Below are 26,828 nucleotides of genomic sequence, written 5' to 3' on the forward strand. Positions count from 1 at the left end.
ATGATGGCAGTGGGGACGGCGGTCGCGAGCACGGACCCGCGGKGCGCGGCCGGCCCACGGGCCCCGGCCGAGCGCGACTCGGCCGGCCCGCGGAACTCGGTCGACCCGCGCGCGGCGGCGGCCCGGGTGGACGACCTGCTCACCCGGCTGGAGCAGCTGGGCGACAGCCGGACCAGGGTGCTGGCCGAGGAGATCGTCCGAGCACTGATGGAGTTCTACGGGGCGGGCCTGGCCCAGCTCACGGCGATCGCGGGCGCGGAGAACGTGCGGGCCTTCGCGGCGGAGCCCCACCTCGGGGCGCTGCTGGCCATGCACGGCCTGCACCCGGTGAGCACCCGGCGCCGGGTCGAGGAGGCCTTCGCGCGGCTCGGGGAGCTCCCCGGGGCACACACCCTCCGCTTCGAGATCACCGGCACGGAGGAAGATCCGGTCGTCACCGTCCGCTCGTCGGGCCGGCCGCCCGGCCCGACGGTGGTCGCCGCGGTCGAGGACGCCGTCGAGACGGCCGCCCCCGAGGTGACCGTGCTGGTCGAGGGGGCCGGGGCCGCCGCGCCGGGCGACCTCGCCGCGGGGCGGGCCCTGCTCCCCGTGGTCGGGGTGGGCACCTCGTGACCGCGACGCTGCGCCGCTACCTCGCGCCCGGCACCGGCCCCGGCGCCGCGCGCTGCGAGCTCTGCGGCGAGCGGATCGCCGAGGAGCACGGGCACATCACCGACCTGGACACCCGCTCCATCCTCTGTTCGTGTCCCGGCTGCCGGCTGCTGTTCACCCGGGCCGGCGCCGGCGGCGGCCGCTACCGGGCGGTGCCGACGAGGTACCTGTTCGCGGCGGCCTTCCCCGCCGGGGCCGAGCTGCTCGCGGCGGCGGGCATCCCCGTCGGGCTGGCCTTCTTCGTGATCCACGACGGGGCGGTGGGCGCGTTCTACCCGAGCCCGGGAGGCGCGACGCACTGCGAGCTGCCGGCCAGCACGACGGCCAGCGGCTTCGATGCCGACCTGGCCGCGGCGGTGGGCTGGCAGCTCACCCCCGAGGTCGAGGGCCTGCTCGTGCACACCACCCGGGACGGCCAGAGCGGCTACCTGCTGCCGATCGACGCCTGCTACCGGCTGGTCGGCGAGCTCCGGCTGCACTGGCGTGGCTTCGACGGCGGCTCGCAGGCCCGGCAGCGGCTCGCCGCCTTCCTCGCCGACGCCCGCCGCAGGGCGGGTTCGCCTGACAGCGGGGCGGGTTCGCCTGACGGCAGGGTGGGGGCCCGCGATGGCTGACCTGAGCTTCGACTGCCTCGACGTCTCGCCGCAGCGTTACGCGGCGGCCCCGACGCTGCTTTTCCGGCTGCGCATCGCCGAACGCGGCGGCGAGCGGCTGCACGCGCTGGCGCTGCGCTGCCAGATCCGCATCGACCCGGGCGCCCGGCGCTACGACCCCGCCGAGTCCCGCGCGCTCACCCACCTGTTCGGGACGGGCCCGGGCCCGCCGCACCCGATCCAGTTCGCCACGGTCTCCACGGTGGTGCCGGGCTTCGCCCGCTCCACCGAGACCGAGCTCGCCGTGCCCTGCGGCTACGACCTCGAGGTCGCGTCCGGGCGGTACTTCGGCTCGCTGCGCGACGGGGTGATCCCGCTGCGGCTGATGTTCAGCGGGACGGTGTTCGGGATCGGCCCGAACGGCCTGCGGGTCGAGCAGGTGCCCTGGCATCTGGAGGCCGGCTACCGGCTACCGGTCGCGACCTGGCGGGAGCTGATCGACATGTACTTCCCCGGCGAGGCGTGGCTGCGGCTGGACCGCCGCACCGTCGACGCGCTCGCGCGGTACCGCCTGGAGCGCGCCATCCCGACCACGGACGCCGCGATCACCTCCCTGCTGTCCGGAGCGACACCATGAGCACTCATAACGGCGTCGGCGCCCCCGCCCGGGCCGACCCGGTCGGCTTCCTCGACGACGCGGCGCGGGCGGTCTCCGACACCGTCCTTTACGAGGGATACCTCCTCTACCCGTACCGGGAGGACGCGCTGAAGAACCGCCACCACTGGCAGTTCGGCGTGCTGATGCCGCCGGCGTTCGCCGCGGCGGGCACCGGCGAGCACTCCGCCGCCCGCACCGAGTTCCTCCTGGACGGCGGCCCGGGCACGACGCTCCGGATCGGTGCCCGGTGGCTGTGGGAGGGCGGCGGCGCCCGCGGTGACGCGGCGGGGGCGCTCTCGGTGCGGGTCGGCGAGCTGGCGGGCGAGCCCGTCCGGCGGGGCCTGGTGCTCGGCGGGCCGGAACCGGGACGCGGCGAACTGCTGCTCGGCGCGCAGGCGCTGCCCGGCCCCTACGGCGGGTACCGGATCCACGCCACCGTCCGCAACGTCTCCGTCCCGCCCGGCCAGCCGCCCGCCGACCGGGACGCGGCGCTGGGCCGGGCGTTCGTCGCCGTCCAGGTGGTGGCCCGGGCGTACGGCGGTTGTTTCCTCTCACTGGCCGACCCGCCGGAGTGGGCGGCGGACGCCGCGCGGGCCTGCGTCAACGAGCGGCTGTGGCCGGCGCTCCTCGGCGGCCCGGGCCGCTCGGGCCGCTCGGGCCGCTCGGACACGGTGCTTGCCGCGCCGATCACCCTGCCCGACCATCCCGAGATCGCGGCGGAGAGCCCGGCCGCGTTCTGCGACGCCACCGAGATCGACGAGATGCTGGCCCTGCGGACGTCCACGCTCACCGACGCGGAGAAGCTGGCGGCGCGCACGGGCGATCCGCGGGCCGCCGAGCTGCTCGCGTCCGTCGCGGAGCTCGCCCCGGCGATGGCCGAGAAGCTGCACGGCCGCGGCCGGGTCATCCCACCGCCGACTCCGGGCCCGGCACCAGACGCGACACCGGGCGCGGAGCCGGCGGTGGGCAGCGCGGTGCGGCTGCGACCCCGGCCCGGACGGATGCTGACCGGCCCGCTGACCGGTCTGGCGAGCGGGGCCGCGACCGGCAGCGACGCGCAGGACATGTTCATCGACGGCCGCGCCGCCACCGTCGCCGCCGTCCTGCACGACGTGGACGGCCGGACCCATGTGGCGGTGACCCTGGACGACGACCCCGGCGCGGACCTGCGCCGGGAATTCGGTCGCTTCCTGTACTTCACCCCTGACGAGCTGGAGCGGCAATGAGTTGGATGGTGAACCAGTGAGCACGCTGGTGGCCGGCGTCGGCAACATACTGCTCGGCGACGACGGCTTCGGCGTGCAGGTCGCCCGCCACCTGCGGCGCACCGGCCCGCCGCCGCGGGTGACCATCGCCGACTACGGGACCAGCGGGCTGCACCTGGCCTTCGACCTGTGCTCCGGCGGTTATTCGACGGTGGTGCTCGTCGACGCGCTCGGACGCGGGTACGAACCAGGCACGGTGTCCCTCGTGGACCTGACCGACGTGCGGGCGCCGTCCGAGGTCGACGCGCACGGGATGCGCCCGGACGTCGTCCTCGACCTGGTCGACACGCTCGGCGGGCATCTCGACCGGGTGCTGCTGGTCGGCTGCGAGCCGGCCTCGGTGGATCACCAGGTCGGGCTCTCGCCGCCGGTGGCGGCCGCCGTCGAGCCGGCGGCGCGCCTCGTCCGGTCGGTCATCTCCGGCCAGTCCGAGATCGACGGCGCGCCCGGGATCACAGTCAGGCGGATCGAGACCCAACGGGAGGAATGATCATGTCGCACTGGATGGTGCTCGCCGCGGTCGCGGTCGGAGCCGGCGCAGCCACTGTCGTCATCGCCCCCGATCTGCGCCGATACCTCGAGTTCAGCAGGATGTGATCGGCGTGTGTCTCGGTATTCCGGGTGAGGTCGTGGAGATCCGGCCAGACCGCCCGGACATCGCGACGGTGGACGTCAGCGGGGTGCGGCGGGCGATCAACATCGGGTTGCTCGACGAGCACCCGCCGCGCCCAGGGGACTGGGTCCTCATCCACGTCGGGTTCGCGCTGTCCCTGATCGACGAGGCCGAGGCGCGGGCGGCGCTGGACTTCCTCACCGGCATCGGGCGTGCCTACGACGACGAGCTGGCCGCGCTGCGCGCCTCGTCCATCGACTAGCGCGGGCGACAGGCCACGCGGAGCGGCGATCGACCACGGAGAGGCGGAGGAGATGCGCTTCGTCGACGAGTACCGGGACGCGGGCACCGCGCGGGCGCTGTCCGCCCGGATAGCCGAGCTCTGTGAGCCGGGCCGGGCGTACGCGTTCATGGAGGTGTGCGGCGGGCACACGCACACGATCTACAAGCACGGCCTGGAGGACCACCTGCCACCGGCGGTCTCGTTGGTGCACGGCCCGGGCTGCCCGGTGTGCGTCATCCCGATGGGACGGGTCGACGACGCCATGCACATCGCCCGCCAGGACGACGTCATCATGACCTCGTTCGGCGACATGATGCGGGTGCCGGGCAGCCACGGCTCGTTCTTCGACGCCAACGCCGAGGGCACCGACATCCGGATGGTCTACTCGCCGCTGGACTCGCTGAAGATCGCGCGGGCGAACCCGGACCGGCAGGTCGTGTTCATGGCGATCGGCTTCGAGACGACGACGCCGTCCACAGCGCTGACGGTGCGGCGGGCGGCGGCCGAGGGACTGACGAACTTCTCGATCTTCTGTAACCACATCACGATCGTTCCGGCGCTGCGGGCGATCCTGGACTCCCCCGACGTGCGGATCGACGGGTTCGTCGGCCCCGGGCACGTCTCGACGGTGATCGGCTGCCGGCCGTACGACTTCATCCCCCGCGACTACGGCCGGCCGCTGGTGGTCTCCGGGTTCGAGCCGCTGGACATCCTGCAGTCCATCCACAAGCTGCTGCGGCAGCTGCGGGACAGGCGCTGCGAGGTGGAGAACCAGTACACCCGGGTGGTGGCGGCCGAGGGGAACCCGGTCGCGCTCGCCGTGATCGACGAGGTGCTGGAGCCGCGGCCGGACTTCGAGTGGCGCGGGCTGGGCCGCATCCCGTGGTCGGCGATGCGGGTACGGGAGCGGTACGCCGCCTTCGACGCCGAGCGGATCTTCGCGCCGCCGGGTGCCCGGGTCGAGGACCCGAAGGCCTGCCAGTGCGGCGAGGTGCTGACCGGGGTCATCAAGCCGTGGGAGTGCAAGGTCTTCGGCACCGGCTGCACCCCGGAGACGCCGATCGGTGCCTGCATGGTCTCCCCCGAGGGCGCCTGCGCGGCCTACTACAACTTCGGCCGCGCCCGGCACCGCGCCACCGAGCCCGCGAAGGAGATGAGCCGAGCATGACCGCGGCGAAGGTGGCCGCCGGCCGGAGCGAGAGCGGCGTCCTGGACCGGGTCGAGGCCGCGCGGCGACGCCGGCCGAAGCTGCGCGACACCCACATCACCTCGGCGCACGGCGCGGGCGGCAAGGCCACCGCGACCCTCATCGACGCCGTGTTCCTGGAGGGGCTGCGCAACCCGCTGCTGGAACCGCTCGAGGACGCGGCGGTGTTCACCGTGGACGGGACGCGCCTGGCGCTGACGACCGACTCGTTCGTCGTCACCCCGCTGTTCTTCCCCGGCGGTGACATCGGTGATCTCGCCGTGAACGGCACGGTCAACGACCTCGCGGTCGCCGGGGCACGCCCGCTGCACCTGGCCTGCGCGGTCATCCTCGAGGAGGGGATGGCCGTCGACGACCTGCGCCGGATCGTGGCCTCGATGGCCCGCGCGGCGACCGACGCGGGGGTGTCGATCGTCACCGGGGACACGAAGGTCGTCCAGCGCGGGCGGGCCGATGGCTGCTACGTCACGACCACCGGCATCGGGCTCGTCCCCGCGGACGTCCGCCTGGGCGCCGCGCGGGCCCGGCCGGGCGACGCCGTCCTGGTCACCGGACCGATCGGCGACCACGGGATCACGGTGCTGCTGGCCCGCGGCGAGCTCGACATCAGCGCGGACCTCTCCTCCGACACCGCCCCGCTGGCCGAGCTGACGTCCCGGCTGCTGGAAGCGGTCGGGGCGCCGGCGGACGGTCCGGGGGTGCGGGCCATGCGCGACGCGACCCGCGGCGGGGTGGCGACGATCCTCAACGAGGTGGCGACCGCCGCCGGGGTCGGAGTGATCGTCGACGAGGACGCGGTGCCGGTGCGGCCCACCGTGCGCGGGGCCTGCGAGCTGCTCGGCCTCGACCCGCTGTACGTCGCCTGCGAGGGCAGGATGGTGGTGATCGTCGCCCCCGAGGTGGCCGAGGCGGCGCTGGCCGCGCTGCGCTCGCACCCGCTGGGCGCGGACACGGCGGTGATCGGGCGAATCGCCGACGACCCGCCGGGCATGGTGCTGCTCAACACCGCGTTCGGCGGGACCCGCATCGTCGACCTGCTGGTCGGCGACCCGCTGCCGCGGATCTGCTGACCGGGCTGGCGCGGTGCACGAGCTCTCGGTCACCGTCGAGCTGGTCGACATGGTCGCCCGGCGGGTCCCGGCGGACGTCCAGGTGACCCGGGTGGCGCTCGAGATCGGGCGGTTGTCCGGGGTGATGACCTCGCCGCTGCGCTTCTGCTTCGACCTGGTCGCCGCCGGGACGTCGCTCGACGGCGCCCGGCTCGACATCGCCGAGCCGCCGGGGCGGGGCCGCTGCCGCCGGTGCGGGGCCGACGTCGACCTGCCGGACCTGCTCACGCCGTGTGGCTGCGGAAGCCATGAGATCGAGCTGACCGGCGGTGAGGAGGTCCGGATCACCGCCGTCGAGGTGCGCTGACGGTCGACGGGACCAGCGGACGAGCCAAGCCGAACGGGAGGGCTGAGCGGGACCAGCGGACGGGCCGAGCCGAACGGCCGGGTGGGAGGGACGGGCGGGAGGGGCTGAGGGAGCGGAGGTGGGCTGATGTGCGGGACCTGCGGTTGTGATGACAGTCGGGAGGCGGCTGAGGCGCGGACGCTGCGGCTCGAGGTGGACGTGCTGGCGCGCAACGAGGAGTCGGCGCGGGACAACCGGGCGTGGCTGGCGGCCCGGCGGGTGTCGGCCGTCAACCTGATGAGCTCGCCGGGCGCGGGCAAGACGACGCTGCTGGAACACACGATCCGCGCCGTGGCGGGGACCGTCACCTGTGCCGTCGTGGAAGGCGACCAGGAGACACCGCTGGACGCCGAGCGCATCCGTGCCACCGGCGCCCGCGCCGTCCAGGTGAACACCGGCACCGGCTGCCATCTGGAGGCGGCGATGGTCGGGCGGGCTCTGCGGGAGCTCGACCCGCCGCCCGGGGCGGTGGTGCTGATCGAGAACGTCGGCAACCTGGTCTGCCCGGGGCTTTTCGACCTCGGGGAGTCGGCCCGGGTCGTGCTGGCCTCGGTCACCGAGGGTGAGGATAAGCCCAGCAAGTACCCGCACATGTACCGGGTCGCCGACCTGGTCCTGCTCACCAAGGTCGACCTGCTACCCTACCTCGCCTTCGACGGCGACCTGTTCGCCGGGTCCGTGCGGCTGGTCAACCCGTCCGCCCCGGTGCTGCCGGTGTCGGCGACCGCCGACACCGGGCTCGCCGACTGGTACGGCTGGCTGCGCGCACGATCATGCCCGCCAACCACCGGCGGCCCGCCCTGATCTGCCCCACTCCGTGTTCTCGCTGCCAAGTTATGGAGCCCACCGATTCTGGTGCTCGACTCCTCGCCGTTTGACTTCTTTCTCGCCGTTTCAGACAGAATTCCCAGCGAAATTCGCCCAGAAATGGCGAGTGGGATGCCAAATGGCGAGCAGGCCGGCCCGGCGCGCGGGGCTTTTGTCCCGGCGTGCGGAGCTTTGTTCGGTCCCGTGCGCACCGTCTGCCAGTCAGGTGCGCTGCTGGCCGCGGGCGTTCGCGACCATCGCCTGGCCGAGGCTGATCCCGCCGTCGTTGCAGGGCACCCGGGAGTGGGTCAGGACGGTGAAGCCCCGGTCGACCAGCCCGTCCATGATCTCGCCGAGCAGCCGCAGGTTGCCGAAGACACCGCCGGAAAGYGCCACCGTTCCCGCCGGGCATGCCGGGAGCCCCGGGCGGCCCGGGGCTCCCGGGCCGCCCAGGAGGCTGTCGCGCAGGGCGGCACAGGTGTCGATGGTGAGCCCGGCCAGCGTGCTGTGGAACCGGGCGGCGATCACCGTGGGGTCGACGCGCTCGCGCAGGTCGTCCACGACGCCGCGGATCAGGTCGGCTCCCGGCAGCAGCAGCCCGGCACCCGACGGCGGGAGGCTGCCACCTGGGAGCGGGGGGCTCGCCGGGTAGCGGCCGTAGTCGCCGGGGGCGGCGATCCGCTCCAGCTCGATCGCGGCCTGCCCTTCGTAGGTGATCGTGTCCCGGACGCCGACGAGAGCCGCGACGGCGTCGAACAGCCGTCCGACGCTGCTGGTCAGCGGGGCACCCACCGGGGACGGGGCGGCACCGGACCTGGCCAGGGCGGCGACCGCGTCCCAGCGGTCGGCGTTGCGGCGGGCGACCGCGAGGCGGTCCGGGTCGGCGACGCCGGCGGCGAGCAGGTGGGCGGCGGCCATCCGCCATGGTGCCCGGATCGCGGCGACGCCCCCGGGCATCGGGACGGGCGTGAGGTGTGCGAGCCGGGTGAAGCCGGCCAGGTCGGCCCACAGGAACTCCCCGCCCCACAGAGTGCCGTCCGGACCGAAGCCGAGGCCGTCGAAGGCCACACCGAGCACCGGCCCGGGATGGCCGTTGTCCGCCAGGCAGGAGGCGATGTGCGCGTGGTGGTGCTGCACACCGACGACCGGCAGGTCCTGCTCCAGCGCCCACTTCGTGGACAGGTACTCCGGGTGCAGGTCGTGCGCTACCAGCTCGGGCGGGATGTCGAACAGCCGGCGCAGGTGGTCGATCCCGCTGACGAACGACCGCAGCGTCTCGTGGTTCTCCAGGTCCCCGATGTGGCCGGAGAGGTACGCCCGCCGCCCCGCCGCCAGGCACACGGTGTTCTTCAGCTCGGCCCCGCAGGCCAGCACCGGCCGCTGGACGTCCCAGGGCAGCGGCAGCGGCTCCGGGGCGTAGCCGCGGGAGCGGCGCACGAGCGTCTCCCGGCCGCGCACCGACCGGGCGACCGAGTCGTCGAGCCTGGTGTGGATGGCCCGGTCGTGGGCGAGGAAACCGTCCGCGACCGGGCTGAGCGCGGCGAGGGCCTCCTCGTCGCGGTACACGATCGGCTCGTCGGAGATGTTGCCGCTGGTCAGCACGATCGGGCCGGGCAGCAGGCCGAGCAGGAGGTGGTGCAGCGGCGTGTACGGCAGCATCACGCCGAGCGTCCCGGTGCCCGGCGCCACCGCCTCGGCGACCCGGCCGGCGCACCGGCAGCGCTCGACCAGGACGATCGGCCGGCGCCGCCCGGTGAGCAGGAGGCGCGCGGTGGGGTCGAGGCAGCACATCTCCTCGGCGGTCGCCAGGTCGCGCACCATGACGGCGAACGGCTTGGCGTCCCGGTGCTTGCGCCGGCGCAGGGTCGCCACCGCGGACCCGTCCGCGGCGAGTACGGCCAGGTGGTACCCGCCCAGCCCCTTCACCGCGAGAATCCCGCCGCCCCGCAGCAGCCCCGCTGCTCGCTCCAGCGGCTCGTCGGACGTCGGCGACGCGGCGGCGGTGGGCCGGAATCTGAGGGTGGGGCCGCAGTCCGGACAGCACACCGGCTGGGCGTGGAAGCGGCGGTCGGCCGGGTCGTCATACTCCGCCCGGCACCGCGCGCACATCCGGAATCCGGCCATCGTCGTGGCCGGCCGGTCGTAGGGGACGTCCCGGATGATCGTGAAGCGGGGGCCGCAGTTGGTGCAGTTGATGAACGGGTAGCGGTAGCGCCGGTCGGCCGGGTCGGCGAGCTCGGCCAGGCAGTCCGCGCAGGTGGCACTGTCCGCGCAGACCCGCGTCCGCGGCCCGGCCCCGCCGCGGGCCGGGTCGCTGGGGGCGATCCGGAACCCCGGCGCCGCCGGCCCGGCTCCGGGCGGCGCGGGACCGCCGGAGACGTCCACGCTGTCGATCTGGGCGAGCGGCGGCGCCTCCTCGCGCAGCGCGGTCAGGAACGCGGCGACCTCCGGGCCGGCGCCGTCCAGCGCTATGTGGACGCCCTCAGCGTCGTTGGAGACCTGGCCGCTCAGGCCGAGCCGGGTCGCCAGCCCGTAGACGAAAGGGCCGGAAACCGACGCCCTGCACGATTCCGGTCACCTCGACCTCGACCTGCTCTCGCGACGTCATTCATCCAGTCTCGCCCATTCATCCAGCCTCGCCCAGCGGGCGTCCGAAGGCCTCTCCGAAGACGAGCTCCTCGACGGGACGGCGCCGCAGGTTGCTGGGGAAACCGCGCTCGGGATAGCCGACCGCGAGGTGCGCGGCGGTCGCGTAGCCGTCCGGTATGTCGAGCAGCTCGGCGACCTTCGGTTCGTCGGCGACCAGCAGCGTCGTCAGCGCGGTGGCCACCCCGGCGCCGCGCAGCGCGAGGCAGAGGTTCTGCACGATCGGGTAGACCGACGCCCCGCCGACGATGCTCAGCCGGTCCAGCTCGGTGTCGGTGGGATGCAGCGCCGCGAGCTTCGCGCACACCACGACCAGCACGGGGACGTCCGCCAGGGTGCGCGCGAAGTGGTCGGCCTCGGTCGGCGTGCTGATCCCGCGCTCGTCGAGGTAGGGCTGCCAGCGGGCCAGGTAGAGGTTGGCGAGCACCCGCCGGCGCTCCGGGTCCCGGACGACCACGAACCGCACCGGCTGGCGGTTCCCGCCCTGCGGGCCGAACCGGGCGGCGTCGAACGCGGCGACGAGGACGTCGTCGGGCACCGGGTCGGGCCGGAACCGCCGGCAGGTGCCCGTCGTGCGCATCGCGTGTGTCAGCTCCATGGGTCGATCCTGGTCGACGGAGGCGTCACCGGACGAGGCGTCACCGACGGAGACGTCGTCGAAGGAGACGTCGACCTGCTGGAAGCTCTTGAACTGCTCCGCCTGGGCATACGAGGTGTAGACCCGCCGGTCGGAGTCGGTGAGGACGACGTCGTCCACGAACGGGGTGAGCAGCGCGCGCGGGTAGAGCCGTCCGGCGCGCACGGTGTTGATCTCCATCGCGAACACGATCACCGCGGCGAGCAGGTACAGCCAGGTCATCAGGCCGAGGACCAGGGCGAACAGGCCGTAGACCTGCGTGCGCCCCTGTAGCTGGTACTGGAGGAGGTAGGTCCCGGCCGACTGGAGCAGCTGCCAGCCCAGCGCGGCGATCGCGGCTCCGGGCAGGATCTGGCCGAACGTCACCGACTTGACCGTGAGCAGCCGGAACGCCATCAGGATCAGGCCCGTGTTCCCGGCGATGCCGAGCACCACCGCGAGGACCTGCGCGCCGGCACCGAGACCGGTGCCGAGGTCGCCGGCCCGGGTGGTGATCGCGGACAGCAGGGTCGTCAGCACGACACCGAGCCCGAACAGGCCGATGAGGCCGAAGCTGCGCACCCGGGCGAAGAAGGGGTTCGGCCGCGAGCGCCGCGGCACCGCCCAGACCGTGTCCAGCGCGTTCCCGAGCGCGCGGGCCACCCCGAGGCTGCCCCAGATGCTGCCGAGCACACCGATCGCCACCGCCACGGCACTCCCGCGCAGGGCCTGGACGTCGCTGCGGAGCTGGTCACCGATGATCGGGAACTGGCTGAGCGCGGAGCTCACCACCTGCTCCTGGATGTCGGGATGCCCCGCGAGGACGAAGCCGAGGCCGGTCGTGAGCAGCAGGAGCAGCGGAAACAGGGAGAGGAATCCGTAGAACGCGATCAGCGCGGCGAGGTAGCCGCCCTGGTCCTCCGCGAACTTGTAGATCACCGCGAGCGGGAACGCGATCCTCGGCCTGCTCTGCTGCGCCCGATCCAGCCGAGCGCCGAGCGCCATCCCGCGCCTCCTCGTCTCGATGCGTCGCAGGCGGCGGCACACCGGTAAGAACTGGACCTACCTCCGCGATCGTAGGGATGTATTCCACCGACGCGGCGCAACGCACGCGGGATCTCCAGCCGGCTGTCACCCCGGCGACCTGTCAGCGTGTGGGCTGGTAGATCCGGGTGTGCTCCGACGTGGCGATCTCCGCCCGCTCCGGGACGGACTCGTCGAAATGGGTGATCTCCTGGCCCAGCACACTGTTGAGCACCCAGTCGGTCGCCACCCTGACCCGGTTCGCGCCCGCGGGGAGCGCGGCCAGGTGGTAGGCCCGGGTCAGCAGCGCCGCCGGCGGCCCGCTCAGGGTGAGGCCGAACGGGTTCGCCACCGCGGCGCGGCCACCGAGATCCACCACGAAGCCCAGGTCACGGTGCCGGTACCGGCGCGGCGAGCCGTACCCGAGCGAGGCGGCCACGTTGCGGGCCGCCGTCCGGCCCTGGCGGATCGCGTGCTGCGCGGTCTGCCCGGCCGGCGCTCCCCCGCGCGTCACGTCGGGGACGGCGGCGGCGTCCCCGAGCGCGAACACCCCGTCCGCGGTGGGCACGCGGAAGAACTCGTCCACGATCAGCCGGCCGTGCGCGGTGGGCAGCCCGAGCGCGGCGACGAGCGGGCTGGGGCTCACGCCGGCGCACCAGACGACCGTGTGGGTCGGCACGCCCGTGCGGGTGCGGACCGTCGGCCCGCCAGCCGCGAGCGTGACCGCCTCGGCCCCGATCTCCACCACCGACGTGCCCAGATGGACCTCGACCCCACGCCCGGCGAGCACCCGCGCGGCGCGATGCCCCAGCGCCGGCGCGAGCTCGTGCAGCACCCGCGGCGCGTGATCCACCAGCAGCCAGCGGACGTCGGACGGCCGCAGCCGCTGGTAGGCCGCCGCGGCGTGCCGGGTGAACCCGACCATCTGCGCGGCGAGCTCCGTCCCGGTGTAACCGCCGCCGACCACGACGAACGTACACAGCGCCGCCCGGCGGCGCGGGTCGTCGGCGGCGTCGGCCAGCTCCAGCCGGCGCAGGACGTGGTCGCGCAGCGCCACGGCCTCGTCGAGGTTCTTCAGCCCGAGGGCGTGCTCGTCGAGGCCGGGCACGTCCAGGGTGCGGGTGACCGAGCCGGGCGCGAGGACCAACCTGTCCCAGCCGACGGTCCGGGTGGTGGCGTCCGCGGAGCGCACGGTGACCGTGTGCGCGGACAGGTCGGCGGCGACGACGTCACCGAGCCGCAGCAACGTGCGACGCAGGACGGCACGCAGCGCCACGGCCAGGTGGCGGGGCTCCACCGTGCTGGCGCAGACCTGCGGCACCAGCGAGGTGTAGAGCAGATGGTCCACGGGTGAGACCACGGCAAGCTCCGCGCGGCCGGCGGGAAGCGCGGATTCCAGCCGGCGCAGCAGGCTCACCCCGGCGAAGCCGCCACCGACGACGACCACCCGGGAAACCCCGGCCCGGCCGGAGTCAGTCGGGGCCGTCGAGCCCGTCCGGTCCGTCCGGCCCATCGGGCCTCGCTGCTCCGTCGGGTCTGGCCGCCGCCCCGGCGTCGGCCGCCCGGTCGGCTTCCACGGCACCTCCGGGACCGACCCGACCACGGCTGCTCCCCCGATGATATGAATATCGACATGATCGGCGAAAATTCCTCGACGGACGGTGTCCCATCGGGAGAAGTCCCGACGGAAAACCCTTCGATGGACAACGCCGCCGCCTATGTCGACGGCTACGGTGTGCGATCCCGTCCACTGCGCGAAATTCTCTCGCTGTTGACCCGTGGCAGCCAGCCGATCGAGGTTCTGATAGCCCGGACCGCGACACCGCGGCGCGCGGTCGAGGAGCTTCTGCGCAGCCTTGGCGAGGATCTCACCGAAAACAAGCACGGCCACCGGATACGGCCGGAATTGACCGCCGGGTATCGCGCCCGATTCGCTCTGGACGAGCTGGAACCGGCCGACGCTCGCGCCGGCGGCGACGCCCGCGCCAGTGGCGACGCCCGCGCCGGTGCCGACGGCCTCGCCGCAAGCCGTGTCGGCGGCGGCGCCGGCAGCGGCGTCGAGCTCGACGCCCTGGGCCGGCTGATCGCGGCTGCCCCGGCGCCCCGCCGGGATCTCGACCACGTGGCGGCGACCGCCGCGACGCTGGCCCGCCGCGCGGCCTGGCTCACCAGCACCTACGACCTGGCCGGCCGGCGGGTGCTGTGCGTCGGCGACCACGACCTGACCTCGGTGGCGCTGGCCCGGCGGCAGCCCGGCGTCGAGATCACCGTGGTCGACCTGGATGAGCGGACCCTCGCCTACATCGACGCCACGGCACGATCCGAAAGACTGTCGATCCGCACGCTGTTCGGCGATCTGCGATTCACCCTGCCGCCCGCCGCGCGGGAGTGGGCGGACCTCGTCCTCACCGATCCGCCGTACACCCCCGAAGGGGTCGGCCTTTTCCTCGGGCGAGCGCTCGCCGGCCTGGGTGACCGGAAAAACGGAGTCGTCGTCGTCGCCTACGGCCACAGCCGGCTCCATCCGATGCTGGGTTTTCAGGTACAGCAGTCCATGCAGCAGTTCGGCGTCGTCTTCGAAGCCATACTGCCGGCATTCAACCGTTATGACGGCGCGCAGGCCGTGGGAAGTGCCAGCGATCTTTACGTGTGCGCGCCGACCAGCCGCACGTGGAAAGTCCTCGAGYGGGCGGTGGAGAGCTTCGGAACACGCATCTACACCCACGGAACGCAGTCCGTGGAGAGCACCGCGGCGGTCGAGCTCGGGCCGGCCGCGACGGTGATCGGCGACGCCACCGCCGCCGGATCGCCGGGCGCCCGCCGCCTCGGCCTGCGCTCGCTGTTCACCGGCTCGGACTACCTCCGCGACCTCGGCGACAACGCGGACGTCGCCGTGGACCTCACCGCCGACCCCGGGCCGCTGCTGCTGCGCGCCCTGCTCGCCGTGACCGCCCGCAAGGTCCGGTTCGTCGTGCCAGTCGACCATCCCGACGTGTCGACCCCCGGCGCCCGGGCCGCTCTCGCGAGCCTGGTCGCCCCGAAGTACCGCCTGACGTTCCCCCCACCGGCCACGGCGGGACGTCCACGGGGGGCGACTGTGACCGAGAGCGGCGGCTACGAGGTCGTCCACGCCGATCTGGTCGACGCGGGCGACGGCGACGGCGAGGCGGACGCCCGGGTGGGCGCCGACGGTCCGATCCGGCCGCCCGCGTCAGACGTCGCCGCGCGCTGGCTGCTCGAACGGGCCCACGGCCGGATCGGGAACGTGCTGCGCGAGGGCGTGATCCGCGCGGCCGCCCGGGACGGACGGACGCTCTCCAAGAACGACGCCCGCGCGCTAGTCCGAGCCCAGGTGGGCACCGTCGATCTCGACACGCTGGACCTGGCCGCGATCGAGACCCCTCGTGCACGCCTGGAGCGGGTACTCCAGGCCGTCCGCGCGCCGAGGGCCGCACCAGCGCCCGCCCCTCAGAATCCCAACCATGGGCAGGATTGATCAGGCGATCAGGCCTGGATACGAACGCGAAATCAAAGTCGTTCACGGTTGGGCTCACCGCTTGCGTGGGCGAAGCGGCGTCCTTCTGGAGTGAGCCGGGCGTTGCGATGAGTCATACGGAACGGACAGCTTCGACTGGCGCGCCAACCGCGGGGTCGGGCATGTGCATCCGCTGGGGAAGGAAGAGGGGGGTGGCGAGYAGGAGGACGCCGGAGATGGTGATGGCGGTGAGTGGGCTGGTGAGTGTCGCGAGGACGCCCCAGATCACCATGAGGGTCGCCTGGGCGAGTTTGCCGCTGATGCTCCATGCGCTGAGGACTTGTGCGACGTGGTCGGTGGGAGTGCGTTGCAGGCGTTCTGTCGCGTTGATGGGGTTGAAGACGCCCATGCAGGTGATCAGCAGGGCCTCGACGACGATTACCGTGAGGAGTCCGGGAATGCCGGGACGGGTCAGGGCGAGTCCGAGCGGGAAGATCGAGCGCAGCCAGCCGGAGACGATCATGACGCGGTGCCGACCGTAGCGGGTGACGAGGCGCGCGGAGAGGCGGGCGCCGGCGAAGCCGCCGAGTGCCGGGATGCCGAAGGCGAGACCGTACTGCCAGGCGGGGAAGTGGTACTCGCCCAGCAGAAGGACGGCCAGGAGCGGGCTGGTGGCCATGATCAGACCGCCGACTGCCACGGAGTTGAGGAACAGACGTCGTAGAGCGCGGTCGTGCAGGATGAATCGCCAGCCGCTCAGAAGGTCAGTGGCGCGTACCTTGGTGGCCGCGTCGCGGGGCGCTGCGACGTCGCCGCCACGGATGCGGAGGACCCCGAGCGCGGAGAGCAGGTAGCTGAAGGCGTCGGCGGCGACGGTGACGACCGGGCCGAGCAGCCCGATGAGCGCTCCGCCGAGAGGCGGGCCGGCCGCGGTCGCCACCCAGCTCGTGCCCTCGAATCTCCCGTTCGCGACGAGCAGATGGTCCGAGTGGACGAGGTGCTTCAGGTACGCACCGGATGCGGCGGTGAAGGCGATGCTCGCCGTTCCGGAGATGACCGAGACGGCCAGCAGCTGGCCGTAGGACAGCAGGCCGAGAAGGTACGCGATCGGAACGCTCGCCATGGCGAGGAACCGAACCAGGTCCGTCGCGATCATCACGGGGCGCTTGGTCCGGTGCTCGATCCACGGCCCGAGCGGGACCGCGACGATCGCGGCGACGGCGAGGCCGGCTGCTCCCAGGAACGAGACGGCGAATGCCGACGAGTGCAGCACCCGGACCGCGATGAGCGGGAACGCCCCGAAAGCGATCCACGTGCCGTATGTGCTGACGGCGTAGGCCGACCACAGCCACCCGAAGCCGGGCCCCGATCTCACACGCACATGGCTCCTCGCGACAACCGACGGTTTGGATGCCCGAAGCACATCAGTCATGCTGGAGCGCGATCAAACAACCGATTCCTCGGCGAGCCACAACCAACAGTTGTGCGCACCTAAGATGAACCAGTGGACACCGAGGCATTGCGATCGTTCGTCCGGGCGGCCGAGCTCGGACAGTTGCAACATGCGGCCGACGAGCTGGGCGTGACGCAACAGGCAGTTTCCAAGCGGATCGCCGCCCTGGAGCGCGGGCTGGAAGTCCGGCTGTTCACCCGTACTGCCCGAGGGGTTGAACTGACGCTCGACGGTCAGGCTTTTCTCCCGCACGCGCGGAGCATCGTCACGGGTGTCGATCGCGCCATAACCGCGGTCAGGCCGGGCTCCCGGGCCCTTCGGATCGACGTTCTCGGCCTGCGAAGCGCGCAGGCCGTTGTTCTGCACGACTATTGGCGGTCGCATCCCGAAACCAACCTCGACGTGGTGACCCTCAGGGTCAACGACCCACGCGTGGCGGTCACCGCCGTCGAGGCAGGCGATATCGACGCCTCGTTCCGTACCGTCACCGACCCGGCCACGCTGCCACGCGGCGTGCAGATGATCAATGCGTTCGACTCCCCGCTGGAACTTCTCGTCGGCCCGAGACATCCGCTCGCCGCCGCGCGAAGACTGACGCCACCGCAGCTGCGCCAGCATCGGATATGGGTACCGGGTATCGCGCCCCGAAGCGAATGGGCGGAGTTCTACGACCAGCTCGCCATCGACTTCGACCTACGCATCGACGCGGCAGGCCCGCACTTCGGCGATGAGGTACTTTTGGACACCCTCGCGGAATCCGCAGACGTGGCCACCCTCGTCGGGGCACGCGACCGGTACATCTGGCCGACGAACCACGACCTACGCCGCATCCCTATCGTGAATCCGACGCTCGCATACCCCCTCTCGCTCATCCTCCCCAGAACGAATCCACACCCAGGACTCCGCGCGATCATCACCCACCTCGGAACCCTGCCAAGGCTCCCTGAGACGGTCTGGCTCCCGTCCTGGGCAACGACGCCACGGCGCGGCGGCGGCAACATCGCGAATGCTCGCGGGTGCCAACCTCGGCCAAGGTGACTCGCCCGGCTGCTGATCCGGCGCGCGCACGCCGTGCAGCCGGTGTCGGCGCTGCAGACGGAGTACTCGCTGTGGACCCGCGACGTGGAGGCGGAGATCCTTCCACTGCTGCGCGAGCTCGGGATCGGGTTCGTGCCGTACTCACCGCGGACCAGATCGAGCGGCTGAACACCCTCGATACGCCCTCGATACGCCCTCCGGGGAGCGTCACGACGAAGCCAACATGGCCTCGATCGACCGCTGACCGGCCGCGCGAGAAGTAAGGAGAGCGCGACGCCGGCAAGGTGGTGACGTCGGGGCGGAACGGGCAGGACCAGGCGCAGATGATGTCGCGCGAGCGCCCGCCTCGGTCTGGAGTGATCCCCGTGCCTGTCGCCAAGGTTCTGTCCGTCGTCCCGGTAGCCGACTTCGACGCGTCGATCGCCTGGTACGAACGGCTGTTCGGCCGGCCCGCCGACGCGCGTCCGATGCCGGGGCTGGCGGACTGGCACATCAGCGACGACGCCTGGGTGCAGATCTTCCGCGACGTCGACCACGCCGGACGATCGGCGTTGAACTTCGCCGTCGACGACCTCGAGGACGAAACGGCGGTCCTGGCCGGGCGCGGCATCACGCTCGGCGAGGTCACCGCGACGGCCAAGAACGCGAAGCTGGCCTCGGTGGCCGACCCGGCCGGCAACACCATCACCCTGATCGAGAACCCGTCGACCTGACCGGCACCGTCGATCTACCGGTCATGCCGGGCTCTTGAAACGCCGGCGCACCACGTCCAGCTTCTGATACCGCTCCGTGTCGTAACGCGGCATCAGGCGACCTCGCCGCCTCGGGCGGCCTGGAGCGTCAGCGGTTCGGACCCACCCGTCTAGGACTGGTCGGTTTGACCGGGTACGACGACCCCGGTCTCGTAGGCGGCGGACGCGGCTGCCGGCTGCGAGCGTCAGACGAACTCCTCGACAAGCCGACGGGTAACCGACAGCACCAGCAGCGCGTCGCCCTCGGCGACGACCCGGATCGCTGACAGCAGGTCCTCCGGCCGGGTGTCCTTGAGGACGAACCCGCTGGCGCTGGCGCTGGCGCTGGCGCGCAGCGCCTCGAACACGTACTCGTCGTCGTCGAAGGTCGTCACCACGAGGACGCGGCTGGCGAGGCCCTCGCTGGCGGCGGCGAGCCGGGGGCGGTCACCACGTCTTCGCCGTGGTCAGCCTCCGACGGCCACGGCCGTTGCGTTCGCGTGCTTGAGCACGTTCGTCAGCGCCTCCTGCACAACTCTTTACACCGACGTCTCGGTCGTGGCGCCGTGGACCTCCCGGGACGCCGACACCCTCGCCGCGTTCAAGGTGGTGATGGTGGAGGGTGCAACCGACGCCGAGTTCTCCGCGATGCTCGCGTTCCTGCAGCCCGACGAATCCCTCACGCTGGGCACGGACCGCTCGCAAGTCGAGGCCGGCTTCTGGGGGCGGATACCACGCACGTACATCCGCCATTCCCGGGACCGGATGATTCCGGTCGAGCTGCAGGACCGCATGATCGCCGAGGCCGACCGGCTCGCCCCTGACAACCCGTTCGACGTCCACACGATCGACGCCCCGCACGCATCCAACGAACAGCAGTTCGCGCAGGTCGTAGGCATTCTCGACAGCCTCGCCTAGCGGAGTACGCCCGGACGGCGCGACATCGGCTCCTTCTCGTGGGGCGTGCCCGGCAACCTTGCCGCGCTCGTCACGACAGGTTGAGCGCGTCCGCGACCGTGGCGAGATAGTCGACGTGACCGTCGGCGGAGTCCAGGCCGCGTCCCATCGTGGCCACGGAGACGTGGGTTCCGCCGGCTTCGCGCCAGGCATCGATCTCCGCCGTGAGGTCACCTACTCCGCCCCGAGGAAGAACCACGTACTCGGCGCCGAACTCCTCGACCGACCGGCCGAGGCCGTGCAACTTCTCGCGTAGCCGCTTCCAGGCGGCCAGGGCGTGATCGACGCCGAAGCCACCGAAGAAGACGAAACCGTCCGCGAGCCGAGCCGCCCGGTCGAACGCGGCCTCGCCGGACCCGCCGAGCCAGATCGGGACGGGCCGGGACGGCTTCGGCACAAGCGCGGCCCGGTCGACCCGGTCGAAGCGGCCGGAGAAGTCGACGACGGGTTCGGTGAACAACCGGCGAAGCAGCGTGATCTGTTCTTCCTGCCGAGCACCGCGGGTGCGGAATTCCTGGCCGAGGGCCTCGTACTCGACGGAGTTCCAGCCGACCCCCACACCGAGGCGCAGCCGACCGCCGGACAGGAGATCGACATCGGCTGCCTGCCGGGCCACGAGTGCGGTCTGACGCTGCGGGAGAATCAGGACCCCGGTCGCGAAACCGATACGTTCGGTGATACCGGCCAGATAAGCGAACATCACGAACGGGTCGTGGAACGGGTCCTGCTCGGTGTAGGGGCCTGACAGCGCGGGCGTCCTGTCGGCATGTACGGCGCCGAGCACGTGGTCGTAGGCGAGCAGGTGGTCGAAGCCGAGGTCCTCGACGGCGGTCCCGATCCGCCGGACGGCGTTCGGATCGCCTCGAAGCTCGATCTGCGGGTAGACGACACCGATCTGCATGGACGTCATTGTGCGCTGCCGATCTTGAGGATGTTGATCGCCACCCCACTGACACGCCGGTCGGGGCGGCTCGGCCGGGACCACACCGCGGCCGATCCTTCTACCAAACGTAGAAAGTAGACTGGACCCGGTGCAACGAAGATCGCTCGCCGCGACGTCGACCGCAGCGCTCACGACCCTGACGGCAGTCGCCGCGATGATGCTGGCCGTCATTCTCGTCACGCCCCGTCCCGCATGGGCGCACTCGACGCTACGCAGCAGTGATCCTGCTGACGGGTCGACCCTGAGCGCGCCACCCACCCGGATCTCGCTGGTGTTCGGCGCGGCCGTCTGGGCGGACTACGCGACGGTCGCGGTCACCCGCGCCGGAGGCGGCCAGATCCCGGCCGATCCGCCGCAGGTCACCGACACCACCCTCTCGGTCGCGGTGCGGGACGTCACGCCAGGCGACTACCACGTCGCCTGGCGTGTGGTCTCGGCCGACGGGCATCCGATCAACGGCGAGTTCTCCTTCGCCGTGGCCGCTCCCCCCGCCACTGTGGCCACGACGGCCGCGCCTGAACCGGCGGTACCGCCGGGCGGCACCACGGCCCCGGACACAGCGACGACCACCCCGCCGCGGCCCACCGACCCCGCACCGACGCCGCCGGCCACCTCGGAACCCGCCGAGGGCGGCGGCAACGGCTGGATCATCGGGGTGATCATCGCCGGGTTGGCCGTGGTCGGCGGCACGGTACTGCTGATCCGACGGAACCGGGAGTAGGAACGATGACCGTTCCCGTTGTCGCACTGGCCGCGCTGGTGGCGCTGGTCGCGCTGGTGGCCGTCGTCGCCACCGGCCCCGCGGCGGTGGACCTGCCGGGGCTGCCCGACGCCGGTTCGCTCACCCACTGGGGGCTGCCGGTGGCCCGGGTGGTCAGCGAGGTGGCCGCCGTCGGGACGGTCGGCTGGCTGCTCGCCGCGGCCGTACTCATCCCCGCCCAACAGGGCCGGCTCGGCGCGGTGGCACGCCGCCACGGGCGGGCGGCAGCGGTCTCGGCGGCGGTGTGGGCGGTGGCGGCGCTGGCCGAGCTGGTGTTCACCGCCTCCGACATCACCGCGCGCCCACCCGGCGAGGTGCTGGACCCGGCGGCGCTGCGCTCCTTCGTCTCCGCCGCCCCGCAGGGCAGGGCGCTGCTCGTCGTGGCCGTCGCGGCGCTGGTCATCGCGCTGGTGAGCGCGACGCTGATGTCGACCATTGCCGCCGGCTGGCTGCTCGTGCTCGCCTGCGCGGCGCTGCTCCCCCCGGTCGTCACCGGGCACGCGGCCGGATCGTCACAGCACGCGCTCGCCGTCATCGCGCTCGGCCTGCACATCACGGCGGCCGTGGTCTGGATGGGCGGCCTGCTGGCCCTGCTGACCATGCGGGCCCTGCCGGGCACCACCTTCTTCGCCGCGTTGCACCGCTACTCGCGGCTGGCCGCCTGGGCTGCGGGGGCCACCGCAGTGGGCGGCGTGGCCAGCGCCGCCGTCCGGCTCGGCGGGTTCGGACCACTGTTCGACGACCGGTACGGCCTGCTGGTGCTCGGCAAGGCCGCCGGCCTCCTCACCGCCGTCACGCTCGGCGGACTGGTACGTCGCCGGGTGATCGCCGCCGCCGCGACCGGGGACGACGCGGGCGCGCCGGCCCGGCTCGGCGCGTTCCGGCGGCTCGCCGTGGTCGAGATCTGCGTCCTGGCGGCCATGTTCGGCCTCGCCGCGGGCCTGTCGCAGACGGCGCCGCCGGTGAACGACTCGGCGCTGCCGACCGACCCGACCGAGGGCCTGCTCGGCTACCCGATGCCACCGCCGATCACACCTGGACGGCTCCTCACCTCCTGGCATCCCGACTGGGTGTTCCTCGGCCTGGTCGCCCTCGCCGCCGGCCTGTACCTGACCGGGGTAATCCGGCTCGCGCGCCGCGGCGACAGCTGGCCGATCGGCCGCACGATCGGGTTCCTGACCGGACTCGCGCTGGTCGCCGTCGTGACGTCCGGCGGCCTCGGCACCTACGGGCCGGTGCTGCTCAGCGTGCACATGACCCAGCACATGATCCTCACGATGCTGGCGCCGATCCCGCTGGTGCTCGGCGCACCGATCACCCTCGCGCTGCGCGCGCTGCGCCCGGCGTCCGCGCCGTACCGCGCCGGGCCGCGCGAGTGGCTGCTCGCCGGGCTGCACTCCTGGCCCGCGCGGGTGGTGACCCATCCGCTGTTCGTCACCGCGAACTTCGCCGGCAGCCTGTACGTGCTGTACCTGAGCGACCTGCTCGGCTACCTGATGAACAGCCACCTCGGCCACTTCGTGATGAACGCCCACTTCCTGATGACGGGCTTCTACTTCTTCGAGGTCCTCATCGGTATCGACCCGCTGCCGAAGCGGCCGCCGCACCCCGGGCGGGTGCTGATGCTGATGGCGGTGGTCCCGTTCCACGCCTTCCTCGGGCTCACGATCATGAGCACGTCCACGGTGCTGGGCAGCAGCTGGTACGAGCAGCTCGTCCGCCCCTGGGGGGTCAGCCCGCTGCACGACCAGGGCACGGCCGGGGGGATCACCTGGTCGTTCGGGGAGGTCCCGACCCTGGTGGTGCTGCTCGTCCTCGCCGTGCAGTGGGCCCGCACCGACGAGCGCCGTGCCCGCACCCGCGAACGCCGCGTCGACGCCGCCGGGGTGGACGCGCAGCTCGACGCCTACAACGCCTATCTCGCCCGCCTCAACGGGGATCGGCCCGCACCGGCGAAACAGACCGCACCGACCGTCCCGCCGGTACCGGCCCAGCGCGGCGACACCGGCTCCCCCACCACCGGACCAGGCTCCTGACCGTTCTTCCAGCACTCCACTCCGAAGACGATCATCGGGATGTGCGTGGCACGATCACGCGTGCCGGTTTAGCAGAAGCTATACTTTCCGCGTGGACGAGCAGCAGTGGGAGGTCTACCTCGTCGACGAGGTCCGGGACTGGCTCGATGACCTGGACGCGGCCACGCATGCGCGAGTCGTGCAGGCGATCGACCTGCTTGCCGAGGCTGGCCCCGGATTGGGCAGGCCGCTGGTCGACACGATCAGCGGCTCGGCGGTGCCGAATCTGAAGGAACTCAGGCCGGGAACAGTGCGAATCTTGTTCTGCTTCGACCCGTGGCGGTCGAGCATCCTGCTCGTCGCGGGAGACAAAGCCGGGCAGTGGAACGCGTGGTACGCCGAAGCGATCCCGCTGGCCGAGCAGCGCTACAAGACCTATCTCGTGGAACGCGGTCAGGAAGAGAGCGATCGGCGATGAGTGGTTACACACGGTGGGCCGACATCCGCGCCGAGCAGGTTGCCAGGGCGGGCGGAGAGGAGGCGGTCTCAGCCGGCAGACAGGAGCTCCTGGCGGTCGCGGTCGGGCATCGGCTTGCCGAGGTGCGTCGGGCGCGGGGTCTGACCCAGCAGCAGGTGGCGGAGCGCATGGGAGTGACCAAGGGCCGGATCTCGCAGATCGAGCAGGGCTCTGTCTCCGGTCAGGACATCGTCGCCAGATATGCCGCTGCTCTCGGTGGCCGGTTGCACCAGGCGATCTACTTCGACGACGGGGACATCGCCGCGATCGCATGATCGAGAACCTGCCTTTCGACGACCTGGCCGCGCTGGTCGGACGCGCAAGCGCCGATATCCAGCGCGGCGACACCGGCTCCCCCACCGGCCGGACCCGGGTCCTGACTTTTGGCCTCCTTGCTGCCAGCAGTGGCGTGCTGATCGGTGCGTCATCAGGGTCGTAGAGAACGCCGGCTACTCGGCCGCGGCGGCGCCGTGGGCCGGATGGCGGGCGGACTGGGCGTCGAGGTGGCGGCGGGTGAACACCCAGCTGATCTCCAGCGCGATGCCGCCGGCCAGGGCGACGGCCGCGCCCGTCCACGGGCCGGTGGTGCCCACAAGCGAGAGCTGGAAGAACTCCTGCCCGTACGGGACGGCGAGCACGACCGCGAACGCGAGCGCCATCGTCGCGACGAGCAGGATCCGCCACCAGGTGTAGGGCCGGGCGACGATCGCCAGCGCCCACAGGGCGACGAGGAACAGGGTGAGCGTCGCCATCGACGTCTCGGCGTCGAGGTCGCCGTCGTAGATGGAGCGGGCGAGGAAGTAGGAGGTCAGGGTCGCGGCGGCGGCGAGCACCCCGGCGGGCAGCGCGAAGCGCAGGACCCGGCCGACGAAGTCCGGGCGGGCCCGTTCGGCGTTCGGTGCCAGGGCCAGGAAGAAGGCGGGGATCCCGATCGTGAGTGATCCGATCAGGGTCAGGTGGCGGGGCAGGAACGGGTAGGGCACCTGGGTGATCACCACGACGATGGCGAGCAGCACCGAGTAGACCGTCTTGGTCAGGAACAGGTTCGCGACCCGCTCGATGTTGCCGATCACCCGCCGCCCCTCACCGACGACCGAGGGGAGGGTGGCGAAGCTGTTGTTCAGCAGGACGATCTGGGCGACCGCGCGGGTGGCCTGACTCCCGGAGCCCATCGAGACGCCGATGTCGGCGTCCTTGAGGGCGAGCACGTCGTTGACGCCGTCGCCGGTCATCGCGACGGCGTGCCCGCGGGACTGCAGGGCGGCGACCATCTCCCGCTTCTGCTGCGGGCTGACCCGCCCGAAGACCGAGTGCGTCTCCAGAACGTCTGCGAGGGCCTCGGGGTCGGTGGGGAGCGTGCGGGCGTCCACCGGGTTCTCGGCTCCGGGCAGGCCGAGGGTGCGGGCGACGGCACCGACGGACAGGGCGTTGTCCCCCGAGATGACCTTGGCGGCGACGCCCTGCTCGGCGAAGTAGCGCAGCGTGTCCGGGGCGTCGGCCCGCAGGCGCTGCGCGATGACGACCAGGGCGACCGGGGTGGTCAGTCCAGGGACCTCGGCGGGGTCGGCCACGGCCTCGGCGAGGGTCGCGCCGTAGGTGGCGAGCAGCAGGACGCGCAGGCCCTGCTCGCCGAACCGGTCGGCCTCGGCGAGCGCCGGATGGCTCTCCGGGAGGAGCACGTCCGGTGCACCGAGCAGCCAGGTGGCCGCCGGGCCGGTCGGGTCGGCTGGGTCGGTGATCTCGGCGCCGCTCCACTTGCGCGCCGAGGAGAACGGCATGTCGGCCTGGACGGTCCAGCCGGCGGGCGCCGGCCAGGCGTCGATGATCGCCTGCATGCTGGGGTTGGGACGTCTGTCCGCGGCGCCGAGGGTGCCGAGCACCGCTTCAGCTGTCGCCTTGCTCCCGTCGGTCTCCTTGCCTCCGCCGGTCTCGATGTCGTCGTCGAGCATGCGCAGCTCGACGACGTCCATCGCGGCTTCGGTGAGGGTGCCGGTCTTGTCCAGGCAGACGACGTCGACCCGGGCCAGCCCCTCGATCGCCGGCAGTTCCTGGACGAGGCACTGGCGGCGGCCGAGCCGGACCACGCCGACCGCGAACGCCACCGAGGTGAGCAGGACCAGGCCCTCGGGCACCATCGGGACGAGGCCGGCGACCATCCGGCGGATGCCCTCCGCCAGGTCGTCGTCGTTCACCAGGATCTGACTGATGATCAGCGCCACCCCGGTCGGGATGATCATCCAGGTGACGACCCGCAGGATGGTGTTGATGCCGTTGCGGAGCTGGGAGTTGACCAGGGTGAAGCGGCTCGCCTCCTCGGCGAGCTGGGCGGCGTAGGCGGCGCGGCCGACGCGGGTCGCGCGGAACGCGCCGGACCCGGCGACGACGAAGCTCCCCGACATGACCGTGTCGCCGGGACGTTTGTGCACCGGGTCGGCCTCGCCGGTGAGCAGCGACTCGTCGACCTCGAGGTTCTCCGCCTCGAGGACGAGCCCGTCCACGGCGATCTTGTCGCCCGAGCCGAGCTCGACGACGTCGTCGAGCACGATCTCGGACGCCGCGAGCTCGGCGGCGACGCCGTCGCGCCGGACGACCGGGCGGGCCTCGCCGACGACGGCGAGCCGGTCGAGGGTCCGCTTGGCGCGGATCTCCTGGATGACGCCGATCAGGGTGTTGGCGATGATCACGCCGCCGAACAGGGCGTCCTGGACGGGGCCGACGATCACGATGAGGACGAAGAGCACGCCGATGATCGCGTTGATCCGGGTGAGGACGTTCGCCCGGACGATCTCGCCGACCGACCGGCTGGAACGGACCGGGATGTCGTTCACCCGGCCGTCGGCGACCCGCTCCGCGACCTCGGCGGCACTCAGGCCCCGCGCGTCAGTGCCAAGGTCGGCGCCGGTCTCGGTGCCGGTGTCCATATCGGTACCGATGTCCGTGTCGGCGCTGGGATCCGTGTCGGTACCGATGTCCGTGTCGGCGCCGGGATCCGTGTCGAGGTCGGTCGCCGTGCGCGGCTCGTCCCGGGGGTCGTCCTGTTCGGTGGACGCGGACGTCGTGGCCGCTGGCCGGTCCATCGTCACTCACTTTCGTTCGGTCGGTCCTCGGATCCCGGGTGTCCC

27 protein-coding genes and 2 pseudogenes are annotated in these 26,828 nt (G+C 72.3%); 21 read left to right on the plus strand and 8 right to left on the minus strand.

Annotated features, from left to right (window positions below; translation table 11 throughout):
• The 11 genes from BBK14_RS19095 (at position 1) to hypB (ending at position 7,529) form a co-directional block, all read left to right on the plus strand.
• On the plus strand, positions 1-612 hold the full coding sequence (locus tag BBK14_RS19095) for a hypothetical protein (protein ID WP_241831660.1): 612 nt from the start codon (positions 1-3) through the stop codon (positions 610-612).
• Positions 609-1,265, plus strand: a complete 657-nt coding sequence (locus BBK14_RS19100; RefSeq protein ID WP_071064442.1) for a DUF5947 family protein — start codon at positions 609-611, stop codon at positions 1,263-1,265. Before BBK14_RS19095 ends, BBK14_RS19100 begins: the two co-directional genes overlap by 4 nt.
• On the plus strand, positions 1,258-1,881 hold the full coding sequence (locus BBK14_RS19105; RefSeq protein ID WP_071064445.1) for a DUF6084 family protein: 624 nt from the start codon (positions 1,258-1,260) through the stop codon (positions 1,879-1,881). Before BBK14_RS19100 ends, BBK14_RS19105 begins: the two co-directional genes overlap by 8 nt.
• Positions 1,878-3,128, plus strand: coding sequence for a hypothetical protein (locus BBK14_RS19110; RefSeq protein ID WP_071064447.1), 1,251 nt, complete (start codon positions 1,878-1,880; stop codon positions 3,126-3,128). The genes BBK14_RS19105 and BBK14_RS19110 overlap by 4 nt, the downstream gene beginning before the upstream one ends.
• A 16-nt stretch (positions 3,129-3,144) precedes the next feature.
• Positions 3,145-3,657, plus strand: a complete 513-nt coding sequence (locus BBK14_RS19115; RefSeq protein ID WP_071064449.1) for a hydrogenase maturation protease — start codon at positions 3,145-3,147, stop codon at positions 3,655-3,657.
• 2 nt (positions 3,658-3,659) lie between these two features.
• Positions 3,660-3,764, plus strand: coding sequence for a DUF6893 family small protein (locus BBK14_RS42280; protein WP_373693973.1), 105 nt, complete (start codon positions 3,660-3,662; stop codon positions 3,762-3,764).
• A 5-nt stretch (positions 3,765-3,769) separates the two neighbouring features.
• Positions 3,770-4,042 carry a HypC/HybG/HupF family hydrogenase formation chaperone gene (locus BBK14_RS19120; protein ID WP_020460081.1) on the plus strand — a complete coding sequence of 91 codons (273 nt, stop codon included), beginning with the start codon at positions 3,770-3,772 and terminating at the stop codon, positions 4,040-4,042.
• Between the two features lie 52 nt (positions 4,043-4,094).
• On the plus strand, positions 4,095-5,231 hold the full coding sequence (gene hypD / locus BBK14_RS19125) for a hydrogenase formation protein HypD (protein WP_071064451.1): 1,137 nt from the start codon (positions 4,095-4,097) through the stop codon (positions 5,229-5,231).
• A complete protein-coding gene (gene hypE, locus BBK14_RS19130) occupies positions 5,228-6,340 on the plus strand; it encodes a hydrogenase expression/formation protein HypE (protein WP_071064453.1) in 1,113 nt (370 codons plus the stop codon). The genes hypD and hypE overlap by 4 nt, the downstream gene beginning before the upstream one ends.
• Positions 6,341-6,353: 13 nt before the next feature.
• Entirely contained in the window at positions 6,354-6,686 is a 333-nt protein-coding gene (locus BBK14_RS19135; protein WP_071064455.1) for a hydrogenase maturation nickel metallochaperone HypA/HybF, read from the plus strand.
• A 126-nt stretch (positions 6,687-6,812) separates the two neighbouring features.
• The gene (gene hypB, locus BBK14_RS19140; protein WP_071064457.1) at positions 6,813-7,529 is read left to right on the plus strand and encodes a hydrogenase nickel incorporation protein HypB; all 717 of its coding nucleotides are present in this window, start codon (positions 6,813-6,815) and stop codon (positions 7,527-7,529) included.
• Positions 7,530-7,754: 225 nt separating this feature from the next.
• Here hypB and hypF read toward each other — a convergent pair whose 3' ends face one another.
• From hypF to BBK14_RS19155, 4 genes are all read right to left on the minus strand, one after another.
• Positions 7,755-10,061, minus strand: coding sequence for a carbamoyltransferase HypF (hypF, locus tag BBK14_RS19145; protein ID WP_083391077.1), 2,307 nt, complete (start codon positions 10,059-10,061; stop codon positions 7,755-7,757).
• Entirely contained in the window at positions 10,015-10,140 is a 126-nt protein-coding gene (locus tag BBK14_RS42285) for an acylphosphatase (protein ID WP_112109420.1), read from the minus strand. The genes hypF and BBK14_RS42285 overlap by 47 nt, the downstream gene beginning before the upstream one ends.
• 18 nt (positions 10,141-10,158) lie before the next feature.
• Positions 10,159-11,799, minus strand: coding sequence for a YhjD/YihY/BrkB family envelope integrity protein (locus BBK14_RS19150; protein ID WP_071064461.1), 1,641 nt, complete (start codon positions 11,797-11,799; stop codon positions 10,159-10,161).
• 142 nt (positions 11,800-11,941) lie between these two features.
• Positions 11,942-13,420 (minus strand): NAD(P)/FAD-dependent oxidoreductase, encoded by a 1,479-nt coding sequence (locus tag BBK14_RS19155; protein WP_373693972.1) that lies wholly within the window; start codon positions 13,418-13,420, stop codon positions 11,942-11,944.
• Positions 13,421-13,516: 96 nt separating this feature from the next.
• Here BBK14_RS19155 and BBK14_RS19160 point away from each other — a divergent pair, with 96 nt between their 5' ends.
• A complete protein-coding gene (locus BBK14_RS19160; protein ID WP_241831661.1) occupies positions 13,517-15,313 on the plus strand; it encodes a bis-aminopropyl spermidine synthase family protein in 1,797 nt (598 codons plus the stop codon).
• 112 nt (positions 15,314-15,425) lie between these two features.
• Here BBK14_RS19160 and BBK14_RS19165 read toward each other — a convergent pair whose 3' ends face one another.
• A complete protein-coding gene (locus BBK14_RS19165; RefSeq protein WP_071064465.1) occupies positions 15,426-16,673 on the minus strand; it encodes an MFS transporter in 1,248 nt (415 codons plus the stop codon).
• A gap of 123 nt (positions 16,674-16,796) precedes the next feature.
• On the opposite strand from BBK14_RS19165, the gene BBK14_RS19170 reads away from it, so the two are divergent.
• The 3 genes and pseudogenes from BBK14_RS19170 to BBK14_RS19175 all read left to right on the plus strand — a co-directional run bounded on the left by BBK14_RS19170 (position 16,797) and on the right by BBK14_RS19175 (position 18,496).
• The gene (locus BBK14_RS19170) at positions 16,797-17,783 is read left to right on the plus strand and encodes a LysR family transcriptional regulator (RefSeq protein WP_071064467.1); all 987 of its coding nucleotides are present in this window, start codon (positions 16,797-16,799) and stop codon (positions 17,781-17,783) included.
• A gap of 15 nt (positions 17,784-17,798) precedes the next feature.
• Positions 17,799-17,939 (plus strand): annotated as a pseudogene (locus BBK14_RS37180) (aldo/keto reductase); the annotation flags it as partial.
• A 209-nt stretch (positions 17,940-18,148) separates the two neighbouring features.
• Entirely contained in the window at positions 18,149-18,496 is a 348-nt protein-coding gene (locus BBK14_RS19175; protein WP_198541337.1) for a VOC family protein, read from the plus strand.
• A 230-nt stretch (positions 18,497-18,726) separates the two neighbouring features.
• Here BBK14_RS19175 and BBK14_RS19180 read toward each other — a convergent pair.
• Positions 18,727-18,927: pseudogene (locus tag BBK14_RS19180) on the minus strand (response regulator); the annotation flags it as partial.
• Positions 18,928-19,018: 91 nt separating this feature from the next.
• Between BBK14_RS19180 and BBK14_RS19185 the strand changes: the two are divergent.
• Positions 19,019-19,432: a hypothetical protein gene (locus BBK14_RS19185; protein WP_131802346.1), complete on the plus strand. Its 414-nt coding sequence runs from the start codon at positions 19,019-19,021 to the stop codon at positions 19,430-19,432.
• Positions 19,433-19,502: 70 nt separating this feature from the next.
• Here BBK14_RS19185 and BBK14_RS19190 read toward each other — a convergent pair whose 3' ends face one another.
• A complete protein-coding gene (locus BBK14_RS19190) occupies positions 19,503-20,372 on the minus strand; it encodes an LLM class F420-dependent oxidoreductase (protein ID WP_071064472.1) in 870 nt (289 codons plus the stop codon).
• 130 nt (positions 20,373-20,502) lie between these two features.
• Here BBK14_RS19190 and BBK14_RS19195 point away from each other — a divergent pair, with 130 nt between their 5' ends.
• The 5 genes from BBK14_RS19195 to BBK14_RS38425 all read left to right on the plus strand — a co-directional run bounded on the left by BBK14_RS19195 (position 20,503) and on the right by BBK14_RS38425 (position 24,145).
• Positions 20,503-21,135 carry a copper resistance CopC family protein gene (locus BBK14_RS19195; RefSeq protein WP_071064474.1) on the plus strand — a complete coding sequence of 211 codons (633 nt, stop codon included), beginning with the start codon at positions 20,503-20,505 and terminating at the stop codon, positions 21,133-21,135.
• Positions 21,136-21,140: 5 nt separating this feature from the next.
• Entirely contained in the window at positions 21,141-23,210 is a 2,070-nt protein-coding gene (locus tag BBK14_RS19200) for a bifunctional copper resistance protein CopD/cytochrome c oxidase assembly protein (RefSeq protein ID WP_071064476.1), read from the plus strand.
• Between the two features lie 91 nt (positions 23,211-23,301).
• Positions 23,302-23,667 carry a type II toxin-antitoxin system RelE/ParE family toxin gene (locus BBK14_RS19205; RefSeq protein ID WP_071064478.1) on the plus strand — a complete coding sequence of 122 codons (366 nt, stop codon included), beginning with the start codon at positions 23,302-23,304 and terminating at the stop codon, positions 23,665-23,667.
• Positions 23,664-23,981 carry a helix-turn-helix domain-containing protein gene (locus BBK14_RS19210; protein ID WP_071064480.1) on the plus strand — a complete coding sequence of 106 codons (318 nt, stop codon included), beginning with the start codon at positions 23,664-23,666 and terminating at the stop codon, positions 23,979-23,981. Before BBK14_RS19205 ends, BBK14_RS19210 begins: the two co-directional genes overlap by 4 nt.
• The gene (locus BBK14_RS38425) at positions 23,978-24,145 is read left to right on the plus strand and encodes a hypothetical protein (protein WP_157904299.1); all 168 of its coding nucleotides are present in this window, start codon (positions 23,978-23,980) and stop codon (positions 24,143-24,145) included. Before BBK14_RS19210 ends, BBK14_RS38425 begins: the two co-directional genes overlap by 4 nt.
• Positions 24,146-24,155: 10 nt before the next feature.
• Here BBK14_RS38425 and BBK14_RS19215 read toward each other — a convergent pair whose 3' ends face one another.
• Positions 24,156-26,783, minus strand: coding sequence for a cation-translocating P-type ATPase (locus BBK14_RS19215; protein ID WP_083391080.1), 2,628 nt, complete (start codon positions 26,781-26,783; stop codon positions 24,156-24,158).
• Positions 26,784-26,828 lie beyond the last annotated feature (45 nt).

The sequence above is a fragment of the Parafrankia soli genome (genome assembly GCF_001854695.1).
In the GTDB taxonomy this organism is placed as follows: Bacteria; Actinomycetota; Actinomycetes; order Frankiales; family Frankiaceae; genus Parafrankia; species Parafrankia soli.